This is a genomic window from Rhodothermales bacterium, from assembly GCA_039944855.1.
Taxonomy (GTDB): Bacteria; Bacteroidota; Rhodothermia; order Rhodothermales; family JANQRZ01; genus JBBSMX01.
Map to the genome: position 1 here is coordinate 38,602 of JBDUXZ010000011.1, position 16,636 is coordinate 55,237.

The 16,636-nt window shown below is 69.6% G+C and carries 13 protein-coding genes and 1 tRNA gene; 5 read left to right on the forward strand and 9 right to left on the reverse strand.

The features are described from left to right. Positions 1 to 60 precede the first annotated feature (60 nt). The gene (locus ABJF88_06160) at positions 61 to 408 is read left to right on the forward strand and encodes a hypothetical protein (GenBank protein ID MEP0546496.1); all 348 of its coding nucleotides are present in this window, start codon (positions 61 to 63) and stop codon (positions 406 to 408) included. A gap of 190 nt (positions 409 to 598) precedes the next feature. On the opposite strand, the gene ABJF88_06165 is transcribed toward ABJF88_06160, so the two are convergent. The 8 genes from ABJF88_06165 to ABJF88_06200 all read right to left on the reverse strand — a co-directional run bounded on the left by ABJF88_06165 (position 599) and on the right by ABJF88_06200 (position 9,058). Continuing rightward, complete coding sequence (locus ABJF88_06165) at positions 599 to 766, reverse strand: hypothetical protein (GenBank protein MEP0546497.1); 168 nt, start codon at positions 764 to 766, stop codon at positions 599 to 601. Between the two features lie 4 nt (positions 767 to 770). Further along, positions 771 to 1,214 carry a cupredoxin domain-containing protein gene (locus ABJF88_06170; GenBank protein MEP0546498.1) on the reverse strand — a complete coding sequence of 148 codons (444 nt, stop codon included), beginning with the start codon at positions 1,212 to 1,214 and terminating at the stop codon, positions 771 to 773. Between the two features lie 70 nt (positions 1,215 to 1,284). Next, entirely contained in the window at positions 1,285 to 4,557 is a 3,273-nt protein-coding gene (locus ABJF88_06175) for a CusA/CzcA family heavy metal efflux RND transporter (GenBank protein ID MEP0546499.1), read from the reverse strand. Between the two features lie 36 nt (positions 4,558 to 4,593). Then, positions 4,594 to 5,127, reverse strand: a complete 534-nt coding sequence (locus ABJF88_06180; protein ID MEP0546500.1) for a Spy/CpxP family protein refolding chaperone — start codon at positions 5,125 to 5,127, stop codon at positions 4,594 to 4,596. A 158-nt stretch (positions 5,128 to 5,285) separates the two neighbouring features. After that, complete coding sequence (locus ABJF88_06185) at positions 5,286 to 6,698, reverse strand: efflux RND transporter periplasmic adaptor subunit (protein MEP0546501.1); 1,413 nt, start codon at positions 6,696 to 6,698, stop codon at positions 5,286 to 5,288. Further along, positions 6,695 to 8,011 (reverse strand): TolC family protein, encoded by a 1,317-nt coding sequence (locus tag ABJF88_06190; protein ID MEP0546502.1) that lies wholly within the window; start codon positions 8,009 to 8,011, stop codon positions 6,695 to 6,697. The genes ABJF88_06185 and ABJF88_06190 overlap by 4 nt, the downstream gene beginning before the upstream one ends. Before the next feature lie 73 nt (positions 8,012 to 8,084). Further along, positions 8,085 to 8,519 (reverse strand): hypothetical protein, encoded by a 435-nt coding sequence (locus tag ABJF88_06195; protein MEP0546503.1) that lies wholly within the window; start codon positions 8,517 to 8,519, stop codon positions 8,085 to 8,087. 149 nt (positions 8,520 to 8,668) lie between these two features. Next, positions 8,669 to 9,058: a DUF302 domain-containing protein gene (locus ABJF88_06200; GenBank protein ID MEP0546504.1), complete on the reverse strand. Its 390-nt coding sequence runs from the start codon at positions 9,056 to 9,058 to the stop codon at positions 8,669 to 8,671. 541 nt (positions 9,059 to 9,599) lie between these two features. On the opposite strand from ABJF88_06200, the gene ABJF88_06205 reads away from it, so the two are divergent. From ABJF88_06205 to ABJF88_06215, 3 genes are all read left to right on the forward strand, one after another. Next, positions 9,600 to 10,004, forward strand: a complete 405-nt coding sequence (locus ABJF88_06205) for a four-helix bundle copper-binding protein (protein ID MEP0546505.1) — start codon at positions 9,600 to 9,602, stop codon at positions 10,002 to 10,004. A 108-nt stretch (positions 10,005 to 10,112) separates the two neighbouring features. Beyond that, entirely contained in the window at positions 10,113 to 10,967 is an 855-nt protein-coding gene (locus tag ABJF88_06210; protein MEP0546506.1) for a DUF305 domain-containing protein, read from the forward strand. 141 nt (positions 10,968 to 11,108) lie between these two features. Continuing rightward, on the forward strand, positions 11,109 to 14,426 hold the full coding sequence (locus tag ABJF88_06215; GenBank protein MEP0546507.1) for a glycosyl hydrolase: 3,318 nt from the start codon (positions 11,109 to 11,111) through the stop codon (positions 14,424 to 14,426). Positions 14,427 to 14,519: 93 nt separating this feature from the next. On the opposite strand, the gene ABJF88_06220 is transcribed toward ABJF88_06215, so the two are convergent. After that, positions 14,520 to 14,595: transfer RNA gene (locus ABJF88_06220), tRNA-Thr, on the reverse strand. 469 nt (positions 14,596 to 15,064) lie between these two features. Here ABJF88_06220 and ABJF88_06225 point away from each other — a divergent pair. Then, positions 15,065 to 16,570, forward strand: coding sequence for a carboxypeptidase M32 (locus ABJF88_06225; protein ID MEP0546508.1), 1,506 nt, complete (start codon positions 15,065 to 15,067; stop codon positions 16,568 to 16,570). Positions 16,571 to 16,636 lie beyond the last annotated feature (66 nt).

The following is a 16,636-nucleotide window of genomic DNA, read 5'->3' on the forward strand; positions in this document are numbered from 1 at the left end:
CATGCCGACGCTTCACAGCTTATCCTCTCCTCACCCTCCCACCACGACATCCCCGACTTCATGGCCAAACTCATCCCCGGTTCCTTCTCCGTGGACCACCTCGGCATCTACCCCGGCTTCGTGCAGTCCCTCGGCGATCAGGGCTTCGACGGCCCCGTCCATCCGCTCTTCACCTTCGACGTGGCTCAGGTGATCGCCGCCGATTGGTGCGAGTTCGAGGGGATGCCGGACGAGCCCCCTGCCCAAGCCTATTACGAGTCCGACGACGACGCCTTCCACCTCTACGAGCCGGCCACGAACGAGTGGCACGTCCTCAACGGGGAGACCTACGGCCCCGCGAAGCTCTACGCGATGGGGCGCGACCTGTGGACGTGGCGCCGCACGTCGCGCCGCACCAGCGCTCCGTAGGAGCCCGGCGCTCGGCGAGGCTGAGGAATCCGGCGCGGGAGCGCGCCCCGAGGCCCTCGACGCCACGCCTGCTCCCCGCGTCGATCGCGTGCTCCGCATGACGTAAAGATGCGAATACGACATGCCCGATTAGATTTTGCCGGCTTGAGCGAGAGCAGCGTGGGTGCTCCCTCGACTGAGCGGAGTCCGGCTACGCCCCCCGCCGCGTGGCTCCCCACACGCTCAGCACGGGCAGCGTCGTCATCTGCACAACGAGCGAGAGGCCGACGGTGTGACCGAGCACGATGAGCACGCCGTCGAGGACGAAGCCCCACAGCGCGATGCGCTTCAGCGGGGGCGATGCGTAGCCGCGGAGCATCGGGTTAGGACTTGATCATGAGCGAGCCGCGCTGCATGTCCATCCCGCAGACGAACTCGAAGTCGCCGCTCTCGGTCGGCGTGAACTCGACGGCGACGGGCTCGTCGAGCGGGAGGTCCGTCGTCGGCACGTCGAAAGCGGGGATCGTCACCTGCGACGAGCACTCGGACTCGACCGTGCGCGTGAAGACGATCCGGGCGGGAACGCCCGCTTCGAGAGCGATCTCGCGGGGGACGTACCCCATCCGCCCGGCTTCGATCTCGACGACCTGCACGCCGTCGACAATCTGGGGTTCGGCAGGGCCGTCGTCGTCGGCCATCTCGTGATCGTGCATCGTCGCGTTCTCGCCGGTAGGCGGCGCGCCCTGCATCGCACCGTCGTCGGCGTCACCGCACGCGGCGAGGGCGAGGAGGAGGGCGAGGAGCGGGAAGAGTTTGAGCGTGGTCATGGGTCTGTGGCGTTGGGTTGGTGTTGGTCAGGGGCAGCGTAGGAGCGACCGGCCGGTCGCCCGTACAGGGTTAGCGCGAAGGGTGCGCGGCGGCATCGGGGGCGAGGGGCTCGAATGCGAGGTCGGCCGACTGCCCGTCGCCGGGCGGGGTCGTGCGGAGTTCGTGGCGGAGCCGGCGGCCCTGCACGACGACGTAGAGCGCGGGGATCATGATGAGCGTGTGGACCGTGCTCGTGACGAGCCCTCCCACCATCGGCGTGGCGATCCGCTGCATTACCTCGGCCCCCGTGCCCGTCCCGATCATGATGGGGACGAGGCCGATGATCGTCGTAAAGACGGTCATCAGCTTTGGGCGGACGCGGTCGACGGCGCCCTCTTCGAGCGCTTCCTTCAGCCGCGGCACCGACGTCAGCCGGCCGTCGCGGCGGTAGCGCTTCACGGCTTCGTCGAGGTAGACGTGCATCACCACGCCCGTCTCCGCCGCGAGCCCCGCGACCGCGATCAGCCCGACGCCGACGGCGATCGAGAAGTTGTACCCGAGCGCGAGCATCAGCCAGATCGCGCCCACGACGGCGAACGGGAGCGGGATCATCAACAGGAGGGCCTCGGTCGCGCTGCGGAAGTGGAGGAAGAGGAGGAGGAAGATGATCGCGAGCGTGATGGGGACGAGCACGGCGAGCCGCTCGTTGGCGCGCTCGAGGTATTCGAACTGCCCGCTCCACTTCAGCGCATAGCCCGGTGGAAGCGTCACAGACTCGGCGACGACCTCGCGCGCACGCTGCACGTAGCTCCCCACGTCGGCCTCGTCGGTGAGGTCGATGAATACCCACGCGTTCGGGCGGGCGTTCTCGCTCTTCACCATCGGCGGGCCGGCGACGTACGAGAAGTCGGCGAGCTGACCGAGCGGGACGTTGGCGCCGTTCGGCGTCGGGACGAGGACTTGGCGGAGCGCGGGGAGGTCGTCGCGGAGAGCGCGGGGGTAGCGGACGTTGACGGGGTAGCGCTCCAGCCCCTCGACGGTCGTCGTCACGTTCATCCCGCCGACGGCGGCCGAGATCACGTCCTGCACGTCGCCGCTCGTGAGGCCGTAGCGGGCGGCGGCGCGGCGGTCCACGTCGATGTCGAGGAAGCTCCCGCCCATCACGCGCTCGGCATACGCGCTCCGCGTGCCGGGGAGGTCTTTGACGGCCGCCTCGACCTCGCGTCCGAGCCGTTCGAGCACGGCCAGATCCGGCCCGGCGATCTTCACCCCGACCGGCGTCTTGATCCCCGTCGCGAGCATGTCGATCCGCGTCTTGATCGGCATCGTCCATGCGTTCGTGAGGCCGGGGAAGTTGATCGCCCGATCCATCTCTGCGGTCAGCGACTGCCGCGTCACGCCGTCGCGCCACTCGCTCTCGGGCTTGAGGATGACGGTGGTCTCGATCATCGAGAGCGGGGCCGGGTCGGTGGCCGTCTCGGCGCGGCCGATCTTGCCGAAGACGCGCTCGACCTCGGGGAAGCTCGCGATGATGCGGTCGGTGCGCTGGAGCAACTCTTTAGCCCCCTGCGGCGAGATGCCGGGCAGCGTCGTCGGCATGTAGAGGAGGTCGCCCTCCCACAGCGGCGGCATGAACTCGCTGCCGATCTGCGGGAACGGGACGAGGACGTCACCAAACACGAGGCGCTGCACGGGGAGCACGGTTAGAAACAGGAGGCTGAACCCGACGACGAGCACGGCGACGGGCCGGCGGAGCGTGCCCCGGATGAGCGGGCGGTAGGCGCGGAGGAAGAACCGGGCCACCGGGTTCTGCTGCTCGCTGCGGATCTTCCCCTTGACGAAGACGGCCATCAGCGCGGGCACGAGCGTCACGGCGAGGAAGGCCGCCGCTGCCATCGCGAACGTCTTCGTCAGCGCGAGCGGACGGAACATCCGGCCCTCGACCTGTTCGAGCGTGAAGACCGGCAGGAAGCTGACGGTGACGATGAGGAGCGAGAAGAAGAGCGACGGCCCGACCTCCTTCGCCGCCTCAATCACGGCGTGCAGCCGCTCCGATTCGGTGAGTTCGGGCGGCGGCCCGTCGCCCGTCGCCTTCGCCGCGCGCGCCCGCTCGATGTGTTTGTGCGCGTTCTCGACCATCACGAGGCTCGCGTCCACCATCACCCCGATCGCGATCGCGATCCCGCCGAGACTCATGATGTTGGCGTTGATGCCAAGCAGGTACATCACCCCGAGCGAGATCAGAATGCCGACCGGCACCGTCACGACGGCGACGAACGCGCTGCGAACGTGGAGGAGGAACACGAAGACGATGAGCGCGACGACGAGCAGCTCCTCCCAGATCCGCGTCGTGAGCGTGTCGACGGCGCGGCCGATGAGCGCGCTCCGGTCGTACTCGGCGACGACTTCGACGCCCGGCGGCAGCCCGGACTCCAACTCCACGAGCCGCGCCTTCACCCGATCAATCGTCGCCTGCGCGTTCTCGCCGTAGCGCATCACCACGATCCCGCCGACGACCTCGCCCTCGCCATTCACGTCCGCAATGCCCCGCCGGATCTCCGGCCCGAGCTGGACCGTCGCCACGTCGCCGACGGTGACGGGCGTCCCGCCCTCGGCCTTGACGACGACCTCGCGGATGTCCTCGACGCCCTGCAAATACCCCTTCCCGCGCACGATGAACTCGCGCTCGCCGAGTTCAAGCAGTCGCCCGCCAACGTCGCGGTTCGACCGTTTCAGCGCCTCGCCGACGCGCCCGATCGGGACGCCGTACGCGGCGAGCTTCTGCGGGTCCACGACGACCTGGTACTGCTTCTGGAACCCGCCGACGGTGGCGACTTCGCTCACGCCGTCGACGGCCTGCAGTTCGTACTTGAGGTAGAAGTCCTGCACGCTGCGGAGCTGGGCGAGGTCGTAGGTGCCCGTCGTGTCGCGGAGCGAATACTGGTAGACCCACCCGACCCCCGTCGCATCCGGCCCGAGCGCGGGGCTCGCGCCCTCGGGCAGCCGGTCCTGGATCTGCGAGAGGTATTCGAGCACGCGGCTCCGCGCCCAGTACATGTCGGTCCCATCCTCGAAGATGACGTAGACGAAGCTCGTCCCGAACATCGAGTAACCGCGGACGGTCTTGGCGAACGGCACCGAGAGCAGCGCCGACGTGAGCGGGTACGTCACCTGCTCCTCGACGATCTGCGGCCCCTGCCCGGGGTACTCCGTCCGCACGATGACCTGCACGTCGGAGAGGTCGGGGATCGCGTCGATCGGCGTGTTGAGCGTCGCCCACGCGCCGAGCGCCGCCACCACGAGGGTGACGATGCCGACGAGCAGGCGGTTGCGGGCGCTCCAGTCGATGAGGCGTTCGAGCATGGGTGTGGTCCGTTGTCCGTTGTCCGTGGTCACTCGTCAGTCGGTGTAGCCGCGGAGGCGGTCGTATTCGGCGATCTGCTCCGGGGTGAGGGCGGCGCGCAAGGCGACGTGGGCGCGAAGATGCACCGCACGGAGTTGCCCCTGCGCTTCGGCGATGTGTGCGGTGATACGGTCCACCATCTCCGGCGTGGCCGCGCCATCGGCGAAGAGTCGGTCGAGGTGCTCCTCGCGCTCAATGATCGACGCGCCGAGCGGGCGGGCCTCGGCGAGCATCTCCATGCGGAGTCGTTCGGCCTCGGCGCGCTGCGCGTCGGTGAGGCCGAGGGCGTCGGCGAGTTCGAGAACGTGGAGCGGGCCGGGGTAGCTGTGGAACTCGGCCGCTTTGGCGAGCCCCATCCCGCGGCCTTCGCGCAGTCCGGCGACCTCGTCGGGCGTGAGGCCGGTCGGGACGTGTGCCGAGTCGGCGCGGTCGATGAGCGAATCAGCGCGGCGGTGTTGGGCGTGGTCGTGCTTCTGCGCGAGCGCGGCGGGCGCAGCGAGGAGCAGGAGGAGGGCGAGGGTCAGGCGCATGAGGCTGGGGTTCATGGATTCGTCTGGCTGTGGCAGGCCTTTCTCATTTGTCATTGCGAGGAGCGGAGCGACGAAGCAATCTCCTCAGGCCTGCTGGAGTCGGGAGATTGCCGCGCTCCCTTCGGTCGCTCGCAATGACAATAGGGTTCCAGGAGGCATCAGTGGTTCATCTGGCTGTGATCGGTTTCATCCATCGGGTCGGGCGCGGCGTCCGGCATGGCCCCCGTCATCGCGCCGACGGCGGCGGCGAGCCGGGCCTCGGAGTCGATGAGGAATTGGGCGCTCGTGACGACGGTCTCGCCGCCGTCGAGCCCGGCGAGGATCTGGACCGCGCCCTCGCCTTCCTCACCGAGCGTGACGGGCTGCGGGCGGAAACGGCCGTCGCCGAGCGCGAGCACGACGACGGCGGCATCGCCCGTGCGGATCACGGCCTCGCTCGGGACGGTCGGGCGCGCCTCGCTCGGCGCGCCGAAGAGGGTCGCCGTCGCGAACATCCCCGGCTTAATCCGGCGGCCGGGGTTCGGCACCGCGACGCGGGCCGTTCCCGTGCGCGTCGCCGGGTCGAGCGTGTCGTAGACGTACTCCACGCGGCCCGTCAACTCGGTGCCGGGCTGGCTCTCCAGCCGGACCACGGCGCGCGTGCCGGCGTCGACCCACCCAAGGTCTTGCTCTGGCACGTCAACTTGCAGCCAGAGCCCGCTGAGGTCGACGATCTCCATCAGCGTCATCCCCGCCGTGGCCTGCATCCCCTCGACGACACGCTTCTCGGTGACGGTGCCGCTCGCGGGCGCGTAGATCGTGAGCGTCCGCGTCACCTCGCCCGTCGACTCCAACCGCTCGACCTGCCCAGCGCTAATGTCGAAGAGAGAGAGGCGGCGGCGGGCCGCTTTGACGAGCCGGTCGCCGTCGCCCCCGCCGAGGAGTTCGCGGTTGCGGAGAGCGAGGAGGTATTCCTCCTGCGTCGAGACGAGCTGCGGGCTGTAGAGTTCGAGGAGCGGCTGTCCGGCGCGGACGCGGTCGCCCTCGGCGTCGACGTAGAGCCGCTCGACCCACCCGCTGACTTTGAGGCTGACAACCTCGCGGGCGCGGTCGCTCGCCTCGAACACGCCCGTCGTGCGGAGATCGCGGCTGAGCGTGCGCACCATTACCGGGGCCGTCCGCACCCCGATGTTCTGCATCGTCACGGCGTCGATCTCGACGGTCCCTGCGGGCGCGCCGGAGACGGGCACGGGCTGGAGGTCCATCCCGCAGACCGGGCACTGGCCGGGTTCGTCCTCGACGATCCACGGGTGCATCCCCGATTGGTAGACGATCCCGTCGCCGTCGAGGTCTCGGGTGGCGAGCCCGCCCGCCGACTGCGCGGAAACAGCAGGCGTCACCTCAGCTATGTCGTCAGCGTCGTCGCCACGGAGAAACGTCCACGCGAGCCCGACGGCAACGAGGAAGAGAACGAGCGCGCCCACGACGAGCAGGGCCGTGCGCCGCTTCGGGCGCGGCCGTTCGGACTCGGCGTAGGGCGAGCGCTCGGGCGGCGTCGCCGGTGGCGCGGGGTGCGGGGTCGTGGGATTCATCGGAGCCTAGAGTCGGAGGGCTGGAGGTCGGCGAGGGCGGCCCCGCCGAGGGCGCGTTCGAGCCGGGCCGTGGCGTCGAGATAGCGGCCGAGGGCGTCTTCGAGCCCGAGTTGGACCTGGAATCGAGTGCGCTCGGCGTCGAGGAAGGCGGCGTAGTCGGCCTCGCCCGTGGTGTAGGCGGCGAGCACGGACTCGACTGTGGCCTGCGCCTGCGGGACGAGGCGGTCGCGGAAGAGGGCGAGCGTCTCGGCCTCACGATGGACGATGTGGACGAGGTGGGCGATTTCCGTCGAGATCGCCGTGTCGAGCGCGTCCTGCCGGGCCTCGACCTCGGCCTGTCGGAGCCGGGCCTCTTCGAGCCGGGCGTTGAGCCGCCCGCGCTGGAGCGGGACGCGGGCCGAGAGCATCACGGCGAGCGCATCGGTGCCATCGGCCGTCGGCGGCGTGGCGCGGTCGGTCACGTCGAAGTACGTCACGCCGACGCCGATCTCGGGGTAGAACGCTTTTCGGGCGAGGGCGACTTCGGCTTCAGCACGCTCGGCGTCGGTTTCGAGCGCCTGCACCTCGGGCCGGAGCCGGCGGGCGACCTCGGCGAGCGCGGCGTCGGCGCTCGGAAGCGGCGGCGGCGTGAGGCCGACGGTGTCGGCGAGCGCGAGGCTGGGGCGGTTCGTCAGGTGGGCGAGGGTGTGGAGCGCGGCATGGCGCCGGGCGTCGAGGTCGAGGAGGCGGGCGCGGAGCCGCTCTTCTTCGAGCCCGACCTGGAGCACGGCGCCCTGCGGTCCGCGGCCCACTTCGTAGCGGACGGCGGCGGCCTCGGTGAACGCGTCGAGCCGGGCGCGGAACGAGCGGACGAGCGCCTCGGTGCGCTGGATCTGGTAGAGTGTGTAGTAGGCGCGTTTGACCTGGAGCGCGAGGTCGAGCGCGAGCACGTCCGCCTCATAGCCCGCGACTTCGGCCCCGAGGTCGGCCGCGCGCTCGCGGAGGGCGAGCGTGCCCGGCCACGGGATCGTCTGCTCGACGCGCCACTGCGTCCGCTGCGCGCCGAGCGCCGTCACGAGCGGATACGGAAACGCCGTCACCGCGACGGTCGGATCGGGCAGCACGCCGACCTGACCGCCGACGGTGGCGAGCGCGGCGGCGTCGAGCCGAGCGGCGCGGAGCGTCGGGTTCGCCGCTTCGACCTCGGCGAGGAGGGCCGAGAGGTCGAGCGGCGCGGAGTCGGGAGCCTGAGCGCGAGCGCCGCCGGAAACGGCGAGCCCGAGAGGGAGGGCGCAGGCCAGCAGCGCGCGACGCGCTGCACGAGGGAGAGTCATGGTGCTGATGGATCCGGGGGAACGACACGGCGGGACGACGCGGCAGGGCCGGTCGCCGGGGGGCCGGGACGGATCAGATCAGCAGGACCGAGAGCGCGAGATGGGAGCGGACGGACAGCGGTGGCGGCCCGGTGTCGCGCGGTGCAGGCGCCGGCGTCGGAGCCACGACATCGGCGACGAACGGGGCGAGCAGGGCGACGAGGGGCGTGAGCGACTGCGCGGGGTCCGCCACCGTCGTGTGGTCCGACGGGACGGCGGCGACGGCGAGGCAGCACGTCTGCATCGTCGGGCCGCCGGGCGCTTCATCGCTGGATTCCTCGCCCCCATCGGGCATCCCCCCGTGGCAGGGCGGCATCGCCGGCATCTCGCTCGGCGCCTGCGCCGTGGCGGGCAGCGGGCCCACCCCGCAGAGGTGCAGCAACGTCGGGCCGCCCGCTCCGAGCAGGAGGACGAGCGCTGCGACGAGCACGGCGGCGGCGAGGCGGTATGGTCGGGAGCCGTTCAGCATAGGGCGGGCGGGATACCCTAAGCTAAAGCCTTTGGTTTACCCCCGCCCCATAGTTCTCGTTAAGGTTGGAGCCCGTCCACCGATCCGCCACATCCGTGCGACGGCGCGGAAGACGGCGGCGAGAGGCCTCGGCCCGACGCTAACACCTGTCACACGTTGTCGACGGCCGTGCGCAAGCGGTCGCGGATCTCGGCCGCGATCTCGCCGAGCGCGTCGTTCTCCACGGCCGACATCGAGGCGACGGGGTCGACGGCGGCGATCTCGGTCTGCCCGTCGCCGATGTCGTGGAGGATCACGTTGCACGGGAGCATGGTCCCGATGAGCGGCTCGGCCTGGAGCGCGCGATGCGCGGCGGGCGGGTTGCAGGCCCCGAGGATTTTGTAGGGGCGCATGTCGACGTCGAGCTTCTTCTTGAGCGTGGCCTGAATGTCGATCTCGGTGAGGATGCCGAAGCCTTCTTCTTGGAGCGTGCCGCGGACGCGGGCCTCGGCTTCAGCCATCGGGAGATCGACGGTGCGTGCGTAGTGATAGGTGTTCATGGCCGTGGAATAGTTGATGGAGTGATCGGAGCGTTGCAGAATAGAACCGTAATACGAGCGAACGGCGCCGAGGTGCTCCGCGGTCGCCTTAATTCGCCGTGAGGTGCCGCAGGGAACCGCCACCGGGAATCCCCCTCGCCCCGGCGCGGTCGATGGACGCGCCATTCGATGGGCGCGACGAGGTGCGACGAGATCGGGGCGACGTTCGAGGTTCGGCTGCCCTGCCTCGCGTGTGCCGAGCCGAAAGCCTCACCCGACGCCGCGTAACCCGCAAGATCGTCGAATCAGATCCGCCCTTGCTCTGTTGAGAAGCTCTCGTTCTGGTCGTCCGGAGCTTGTCGAAGGACCTCTCCTGAGCACCGCGCAGCTCCTCAGAGATCCCTCGGCTGCGCTCGGGATGACACGAAGGGTCGCTGTGCTGAGCTTCTCAACAGAGCAGTCCGCCCTTAGTAACATTTAAGGGGAGTCCCCGGCTCTTTCTCCGCGCTGTCGGGTAAAAGGGCCGCACGTCATCTCTCCCTTCTCTCCTCTCTACACTTCCATGGTTACCCACGAGATCCTCTCCGCCCACCCCGCTCCCGCCGACCCCCTCGACGCGCTCGCCGCCTGCATCGAGGCCTGCTTCGAATGCGAGCAGTGCTGCACTGCCTGCGCCGACGCCTGCCTCGCCGGCGAGAAGGCCATGCGCCGCTGCATCCGCACCGACCTCGACTGCGCCGACATCTGCGCCGCCACCGGCCGCGTCCTCTCCCGCCAGACGGCTCCGTCGTGGGCGCTCATCCATGCCCAGGTCGAGGCATGCCGCACGGCCTGCCGCGTCTGCGCCGAGGAGTGCGAGCAGCACGCCGACGAGCACGAGCACTGCCGGATCTGCGCCGAATGCTGCCGCCGCTGCGAGCAGTCCTGCACGCGGCTCCTCGACGCGCTTCCGAAGGCCAGCGCCTGACCCCGTCGCCTGCCAGCGAGCCGGGTGAGCGCGCCGCGTCGTGCTCACCCGGCCGTCATAGACCCCTATCGAGCCCGCGCCCTTCCTCCTCACCCACCCCGTGCCCCGATGTCGTACACACGCTTCTTCGCCATGATCGCCACGTCGACCGTGGTGATGTTCATCCTCATGTATTCGACGGTCTACGTGCTCGATCACGTCTGGTGGAGCCAGACGAAGTTCTGGATGGCGCTCTACATGGGTGCCGCGATGGCCGTCATCATGCTCGGCTTCATGCTCTCGATGTACGACGACAAGCGGAAGAACGTCGCCATCTTCGTCGGGAGCGCCGTCGTCTTCGCCCTCGCCCTCTTCTTCGCCCGCAGTCAGGAGACGGTCGGCGACGTGGCGTGGATGAAGGCGATGATCCCGCACCACTCCATCGCGATCCTCACCAGCGAGCGGGCCGAGATCTCTGATCCCCGCGCCCGCCGCCTCGCCGACGACATCATCCTCGCGCAGCGGGCCGAGATCGCCGAGATGGAGGCGCTCATCGCCGACCTCGAGGGCGCCGACTACGAGGGCGGCGAGCCCCTTCCGCCTTCGGTCCCTCCCGTGGAGGGCGGGTCCGAAGATGTGGCCGGCGCGCCGAGCCTCACCGTGGCCGAGCCCGCGCTCCGCGGCAACGTCGTGATCCTCGACGAGGTGAAGGTCGCGTCCGACGCGTGGGTCGTGATCCACCCCGACGCCGGGGGCCGGCCCGACGTCGGGACGATGCTCGGCCGCTCGTTCGTCATGCACGGGACGACGGCCCGCGTGCCCGTAGCCCTCGACGTGGCGGTGGAGCCGGGCGCCACGCTCTTCGCCACGCTCCACGACGACACCGGCGAGATCGGCGCGTTCGAGTTCGTCGGCGCCGGCTCGGTCGACGCGCCGCTCGTGGCGAACGGGATCCCCGTGTCCCAATCGTTCGTCGTCAATTAGCCCTGCAGCCCACCGCCACGGAGCGTGCGGCGGCTCGCAACCCCTGCGATAGGTTCGGGTTATCTTTGGCCTCACGGCAGGTGACTCCACGGAAAATCGGGGTTCGCCCCTGCTCTCTCCGTGTCTGCTTCCTGCTGTTCTATGACGACGCCCTCGGCCTCCCGCTCTTCCCGCCTGCCCCTTCTCTTTGGCCTGCTCTGGGCGCTTCAGTTTCTGATCGTAGGGGACTCGGCGCTCGCCCAGGCCGTGCAGGTCGGGCTCGGGAGCTACAGCACCTCGCTCCCCTCCGGTGCGGTGGGGCCCCAGAACTTCGAGGGCCAGCCGATCGCTCCCAAAGTCTCGGCGGACTTCGCACTCCCGATCCAGTCGAACGACTACTGGAGCAGTCTGATCTACCCCTTCTTCAACGACCCCTACTCCAACATCCTGTACGCCCACCCGATCAACGCGAGGGCGACCGCGGCGGGCCTCCAGATCGGATACACGACCGACCCCATCTTCGTAGCCGCCGACTACCTCTACCCGTTCGCGGCCCAACTGACGGTCGGGGTGGACGGGCTCTCGGCGAGCCGTGCGACGGCGCACGACTACGGCGACTGGACCGCGACGGCGCGGTGGAACGGCGGCGCCGTCACGATGGAGGCCACGCTCGGCCACGGCCTCCCGTACGTCTTCTTCGAGGTGGTGGGCGGGCAGGCCGTCCTCACGCCCGCCCAGAGCCCGACCATCTGGCACCGCGAGGGCGGTGTGCTGGGCCTGACGATCGGCGGGAAACACTACGGCGTGTTCGCGCCGTCGGCCGCCACGTGGACGGGCACGAGCACGCTCCGCTCCACCCTCGACGGCGAGCGCTACCTCTCGGTGGCCGTCCTGCCTGACGCGCAGCCCGCCACGCTGGAGTTGTTCCGGCGACACGCCTACGCCTTCGTCACCGACAGTCGGGTCGCGTGGGCCTACGATGAGGCGACCGCGCGCGTCACGTCGACGTACGCCTACGACACCGTCCTCAAGGAGAGCGGTCCATCGAACGTGAACGCGACGCTGACCGCGCTCTACCGCCACCAGTGGCTCCACAGCACGGCCACCCTCACGGGCCACACCTACCGGTCGCCGCGCGGCGAGATGCGGCTCTCCGAGGGCAACGCGTTCACGATGGAGCACGGCTTCACCGGCGTCCTCCCCGCCCTGCCCGACCGCGGCGACTACAACCCGGCGACCCTGCTCGCCCTCGTCCAGGACGCAGCGCAGGAGACGCTGCCCGCCGGGCCGACGTACGACAACGGCAAGGCGATGGGCCGCTTCGCCCACCTCGTCCACATCGCCGACCAGATCGGCGCGACGGCCGAGCGCGACCACTTCCTCGCCCAGCTCAAGACCCGGCTCGAAGACTGGTTCACGGTGGGCGGCGCGCAGGAGTACTCGTACGACGCCACGTGGGACGTCCTCACCGGCTACCCCTCCGGCTTCGGGGCGGACAACCAGATCAACGACCACCACTTCCACGCCAGCTACGCCGTGATGAGCGCGGCCACGATCGCGCAGTACGACCCCGCGTGGGCCGCGCAGGAGCACTGGGGCGGGATGGTCAACCTCCTCATCAAAGACGCCAACAACTGGGACCGCGCCGACGAGCGCTTCCCCTTCCTCCGCACCTTCGACGCCTACGCCGGGCACTCGTGGGCCGCCGGCCACGGCGACTTCGCCGAGGGCAACAACCAGGAATCCAGTTCGGAATCGATGCACTTCGCCTCGTCGGTCGTGCTGTGGGGCGAGGCGACGGGGCAGACGGAGATCCGCGACCTCGGGATCTACCTCTACGCTACCGAGGCCTCCGCCGTCGACGAGTACTGGTTCGACGTGGACGACGAGGTCTTCCCCGAGGCCTACCCGCGCGTCGCGATTGGGATGGTGTGGGGCGGGAAGGGCGTGCATTCCACGTGGTTCGGCGCCGACCCCGAGTTCATCCACGGCATCAACATCCTCCCGGTCACGGCGGGCTCGCTCTACCTCGGCCGCCACCCCGACTACGTCCGCGCGAACTACGCCGAGATCGTCGCCGAGCGCGGCGGGCAGCCCGTGGTGTGGAAGGACGTGCTCTGGCAGTACCTCGCCCTGAGCGACCCGGCGCAGGCGCTGGCCTACTACAACGCCGACCCCGGGTACGAACCCTTCGACGGCGAGTCCCGCGCCCACACCCTCCACTGGCTCCACAACCTCAAGGCGATGGGCCACGTCGAGCCCGACATCGCGGCCGACGTCCCGACCTACGCCGTCTTCCGCGATGCCAACGATGACCTCACGTACGTCGCCTACAACGCCGGGGCGGACGCGCGCCAGGTGACGTTCTCCGACGGCTTCTCCATGCTCGTCGAACCCCGGTCACTGCGCTCAGAGAGCACCGCGGCCGGGAACCCGAACGCCCCCCGCGTCCTCCTCGTCGCCGACAAGACCTCCGGCAAGTCGCCGCTGAGGGTGGCCTTCGAGGGCAGCCAGAGCTTCGACCCCGACGGCGGCGCCCTCTCCTTCGCGTGGACGTTCGGCGCCGACAGCACGGCCTCCGTCGCCGATACGACGGTCACGTTCACGAGTGTGGGCCCCCGCTGGGTGAGGCTCACCGTCTCGGACCCCGAGGGCTTGGTGGCGAGCGACAGCGTGCTGATCCGGGTGCTCCCGAACGGCATGCCCTTCCCCGGCGCGCCGCCCGTCGTTCCGGCGGTGATCGAGGCCGAGGACTACGACCTCGGCGGCGAAGGCGTCGCCTACCACGACGCGGAGCCGCAGAACATCGGCCTCGCCTACCGCCCGAGCGAAGGCGTCGACATCGAGGCATCGACCACGAACGGTTTCGACGTCTACTGGATCACGGCAGGCGAGTGGCTGGAATACACGTTCGAGGTCGCCGAGGCGGGCGCGTACACGTTCGCCCCGTACGTCGCCAGCGTGCCGGGCTTCGGTCAGTTCCGGATGCTGATCGACAACGTCGACGTGAGCGGGGTGCGCGACGTGCCGGGCACGGGCGGCTGGCAGTTCTGGGAGCCCATCGAGATCCCGGCCGTGCCGCTCGAAGCCGGCATCCACATCATGCGGTTCGAGTTCGACTCGCCCTCCGACCCAAACGGCTGGCTCTTCAGCCTCAACTACATCGCCGTCACCGAGGCTACCGGCGTGAGCGCGGAGGACGACGCGGGCGTACCGGACCACTTCGACCTGAAGCCGAACTACCCGAACCCCTTCGCCACCACGACCCGCTTCGACTACGCCCTGCCTCGTGCCGAGCACGTGACGGTCGAGGTGTTCAACTACGTCGGGCAGCGCGTCGCGGTGCTGACGGACGAGATCCGGGAAGCCGGCGTCCACGCCGTCACGTTCGACGCGGCGGCACTGCCGAGCGGGACGTACTTCTATCGGCTGACCACGCCCTCGTTTTCGAAGACGCTGAAGATGTCGATGGTCCGGTGACGCGCTGCGCGGCGAGGAGATGGCTACGCGTGGGAGTGTGCGAAACGACGAACGCCCCGGCCCAGCATCAGCGGCTGGACCGGGGCGTTCGTGTGGAGCCAATGACCGGACTTGAACCGGTGACCTGCTCATTACGAGTGAGCTGCTCTACCAACTGAGCTACATTGGCGGTCGGGGCGTCCAAACTACGGCTCCCCACCCGCCGAGGTCAAGCGCACCCTCCCCCGCCCCCCCGGGGATAATCCATGAAGGCCGCCCCGATCTACGGCGCAGCCTCCCACGCACGTTCGAACTCCGCCACGTCTCGAAGTCCTTCGGTGCCACGACAGCCCTCCACGACGTGACGCTCCTCGCCCTCGCCGCGCAGGGCCTGTTCGACCTCGCCGAACGCGTTGTCGTGCTGCGCGGCTTGCGAGTGGAACGGGCGGCCTAGCTGTCTGCCGGGGCCGTGTCTGCTGGGGCCGCTTTCGGACGTCGGCGTGGGAACGCCGCCTGCTGCGTCTTGAGGAATGCCGCCACACCTCGGCCCAGCCTCGCATTGATTCGGACCGACGGCAGAGGCGCAACATGTTGCGTCTCTACGGGTGCTCGGGCTTCGAGCTGTAGCTTTGCCGCCCCTCCTCTATCCTGCGAATCCTATGCCCAGCCCCCCCGACCAACTCGCCGCGCTCAAAGACAAGCTCGGGCTCATCGCCGACCTCAACGCGGCGGCGACGCTCCTCGAATGGGATCAGGAGACGTACATGCCGCCGGGCGCGGCCGAGGCGCGCGCGCAGCAACTCGCCACGCTGAAGACGCTGTCCCACGAGTACTTCACCGATGACGCCGTCGGCCACCTGCTCGATGCGCTCGACGGCGACCTCGACGGCGAGATCGACCGCGCGCTCGTCCGCGTCACCCGCCGCGACTTCGACCGGGCCCAGCGGCTCTCGGCCGATTTCGTCGCGCGCTTCGCGACGGCGAAGGCGCACGCGATGGAGGCGTGGAAACGCGCGCGCGCCGCCGACGACTTCGCCCACTTCGCCCCGCACCTGCAGGAGATCGTCGACCTCAGCGTGGAACAGGCCGAGACCGTCGGGTACGAAGACCGGCGTTACGACGCGCTCCTCGACGAGTACGAGCCGGGCACGACGTGGGCCGACATCGACCGCGCGTTCCGCGCCCTCCGCGCCGACCTCGTCCCCATCGTGCAGGCCCTCGCCGAGGCCGCGCCGCCCGATGACGCGTTCCTCCACCGACCCTACGACGAGGACCGGCAGTGGACCTTCGGTCTCGACACGATCCGCGCCTTCGGGTACGATTTCGAGCGCGGCCGGCAGGACCGCTCGGCCCACCCCTTCTCCACGTCGCCCGCGCTCACCGACTGCCGGATCACCACGCGGCTCACGCCCGACTTCTTCCCGACGGGCTTCTTCGGGACGCTCCACGAGTGCGGCCACGCGCTCTACGAGCTCGGCGTCGACCCGGCATTCGCGCGGACGCCGCTCGAAAGCGGGACTTCGCTCGGGATGCACGAGTCGCAGTCACGGCTGTGGGAAAACCTCGTCGGGCGCAGCCGGCCGTTCTGGCGCTGGGCGTACCCGCGCCTGCGCTCCACCTTTCCCGACGTGCTCGGCAGCGTGGACGAGGCCGACTTCTACCGCGCCATCAACCGCGTGCAGCCGTCGCCGATCCGCGTCGAGGCTGACGAGGTGACGTACAACCTCCACGTCATGCTCCGCTTCGAACTCGAGACGAAGCTGATCGACGGGACCCTCGCCGTGGACGACGTGCCGGAGGCGTGGAACGCGGCGATGGAGGACCTCCTCGGCTTCGCCCCGGCGAGCGACGCCGACGGCTGCCTGCAGGACATCCACTGGTCGCTCGGCGCGCTTGGCTACTTCCCGACGTACACCCTCGGCACGCTGATGTCGGTCCAGCTGTTCGAGGCGGCCGAGCGCGACCTCGGCGACCTCGGCGCGCACTTCGAGCGGGGCGAGTTCGGGCCGCTCCTCGGGTGGCTGCGCGAGCACGTCCACCGCTGGGGCCGCGCCCGCACGGCTGCCAAAGTGCTGCACGACGCGACGGGCGAATCGCTCCGCGCCGAACCGTGGCTGCGCTACGTCCGCCAGAAGTACGGCGCGGTCTACGGGGTCGAGCTTTAGAACCCCTAACAAACCCCCGCTTGTCATTGTGAGCGACTGAAAGGAGCGCGGCAACCCCGCAGGGCT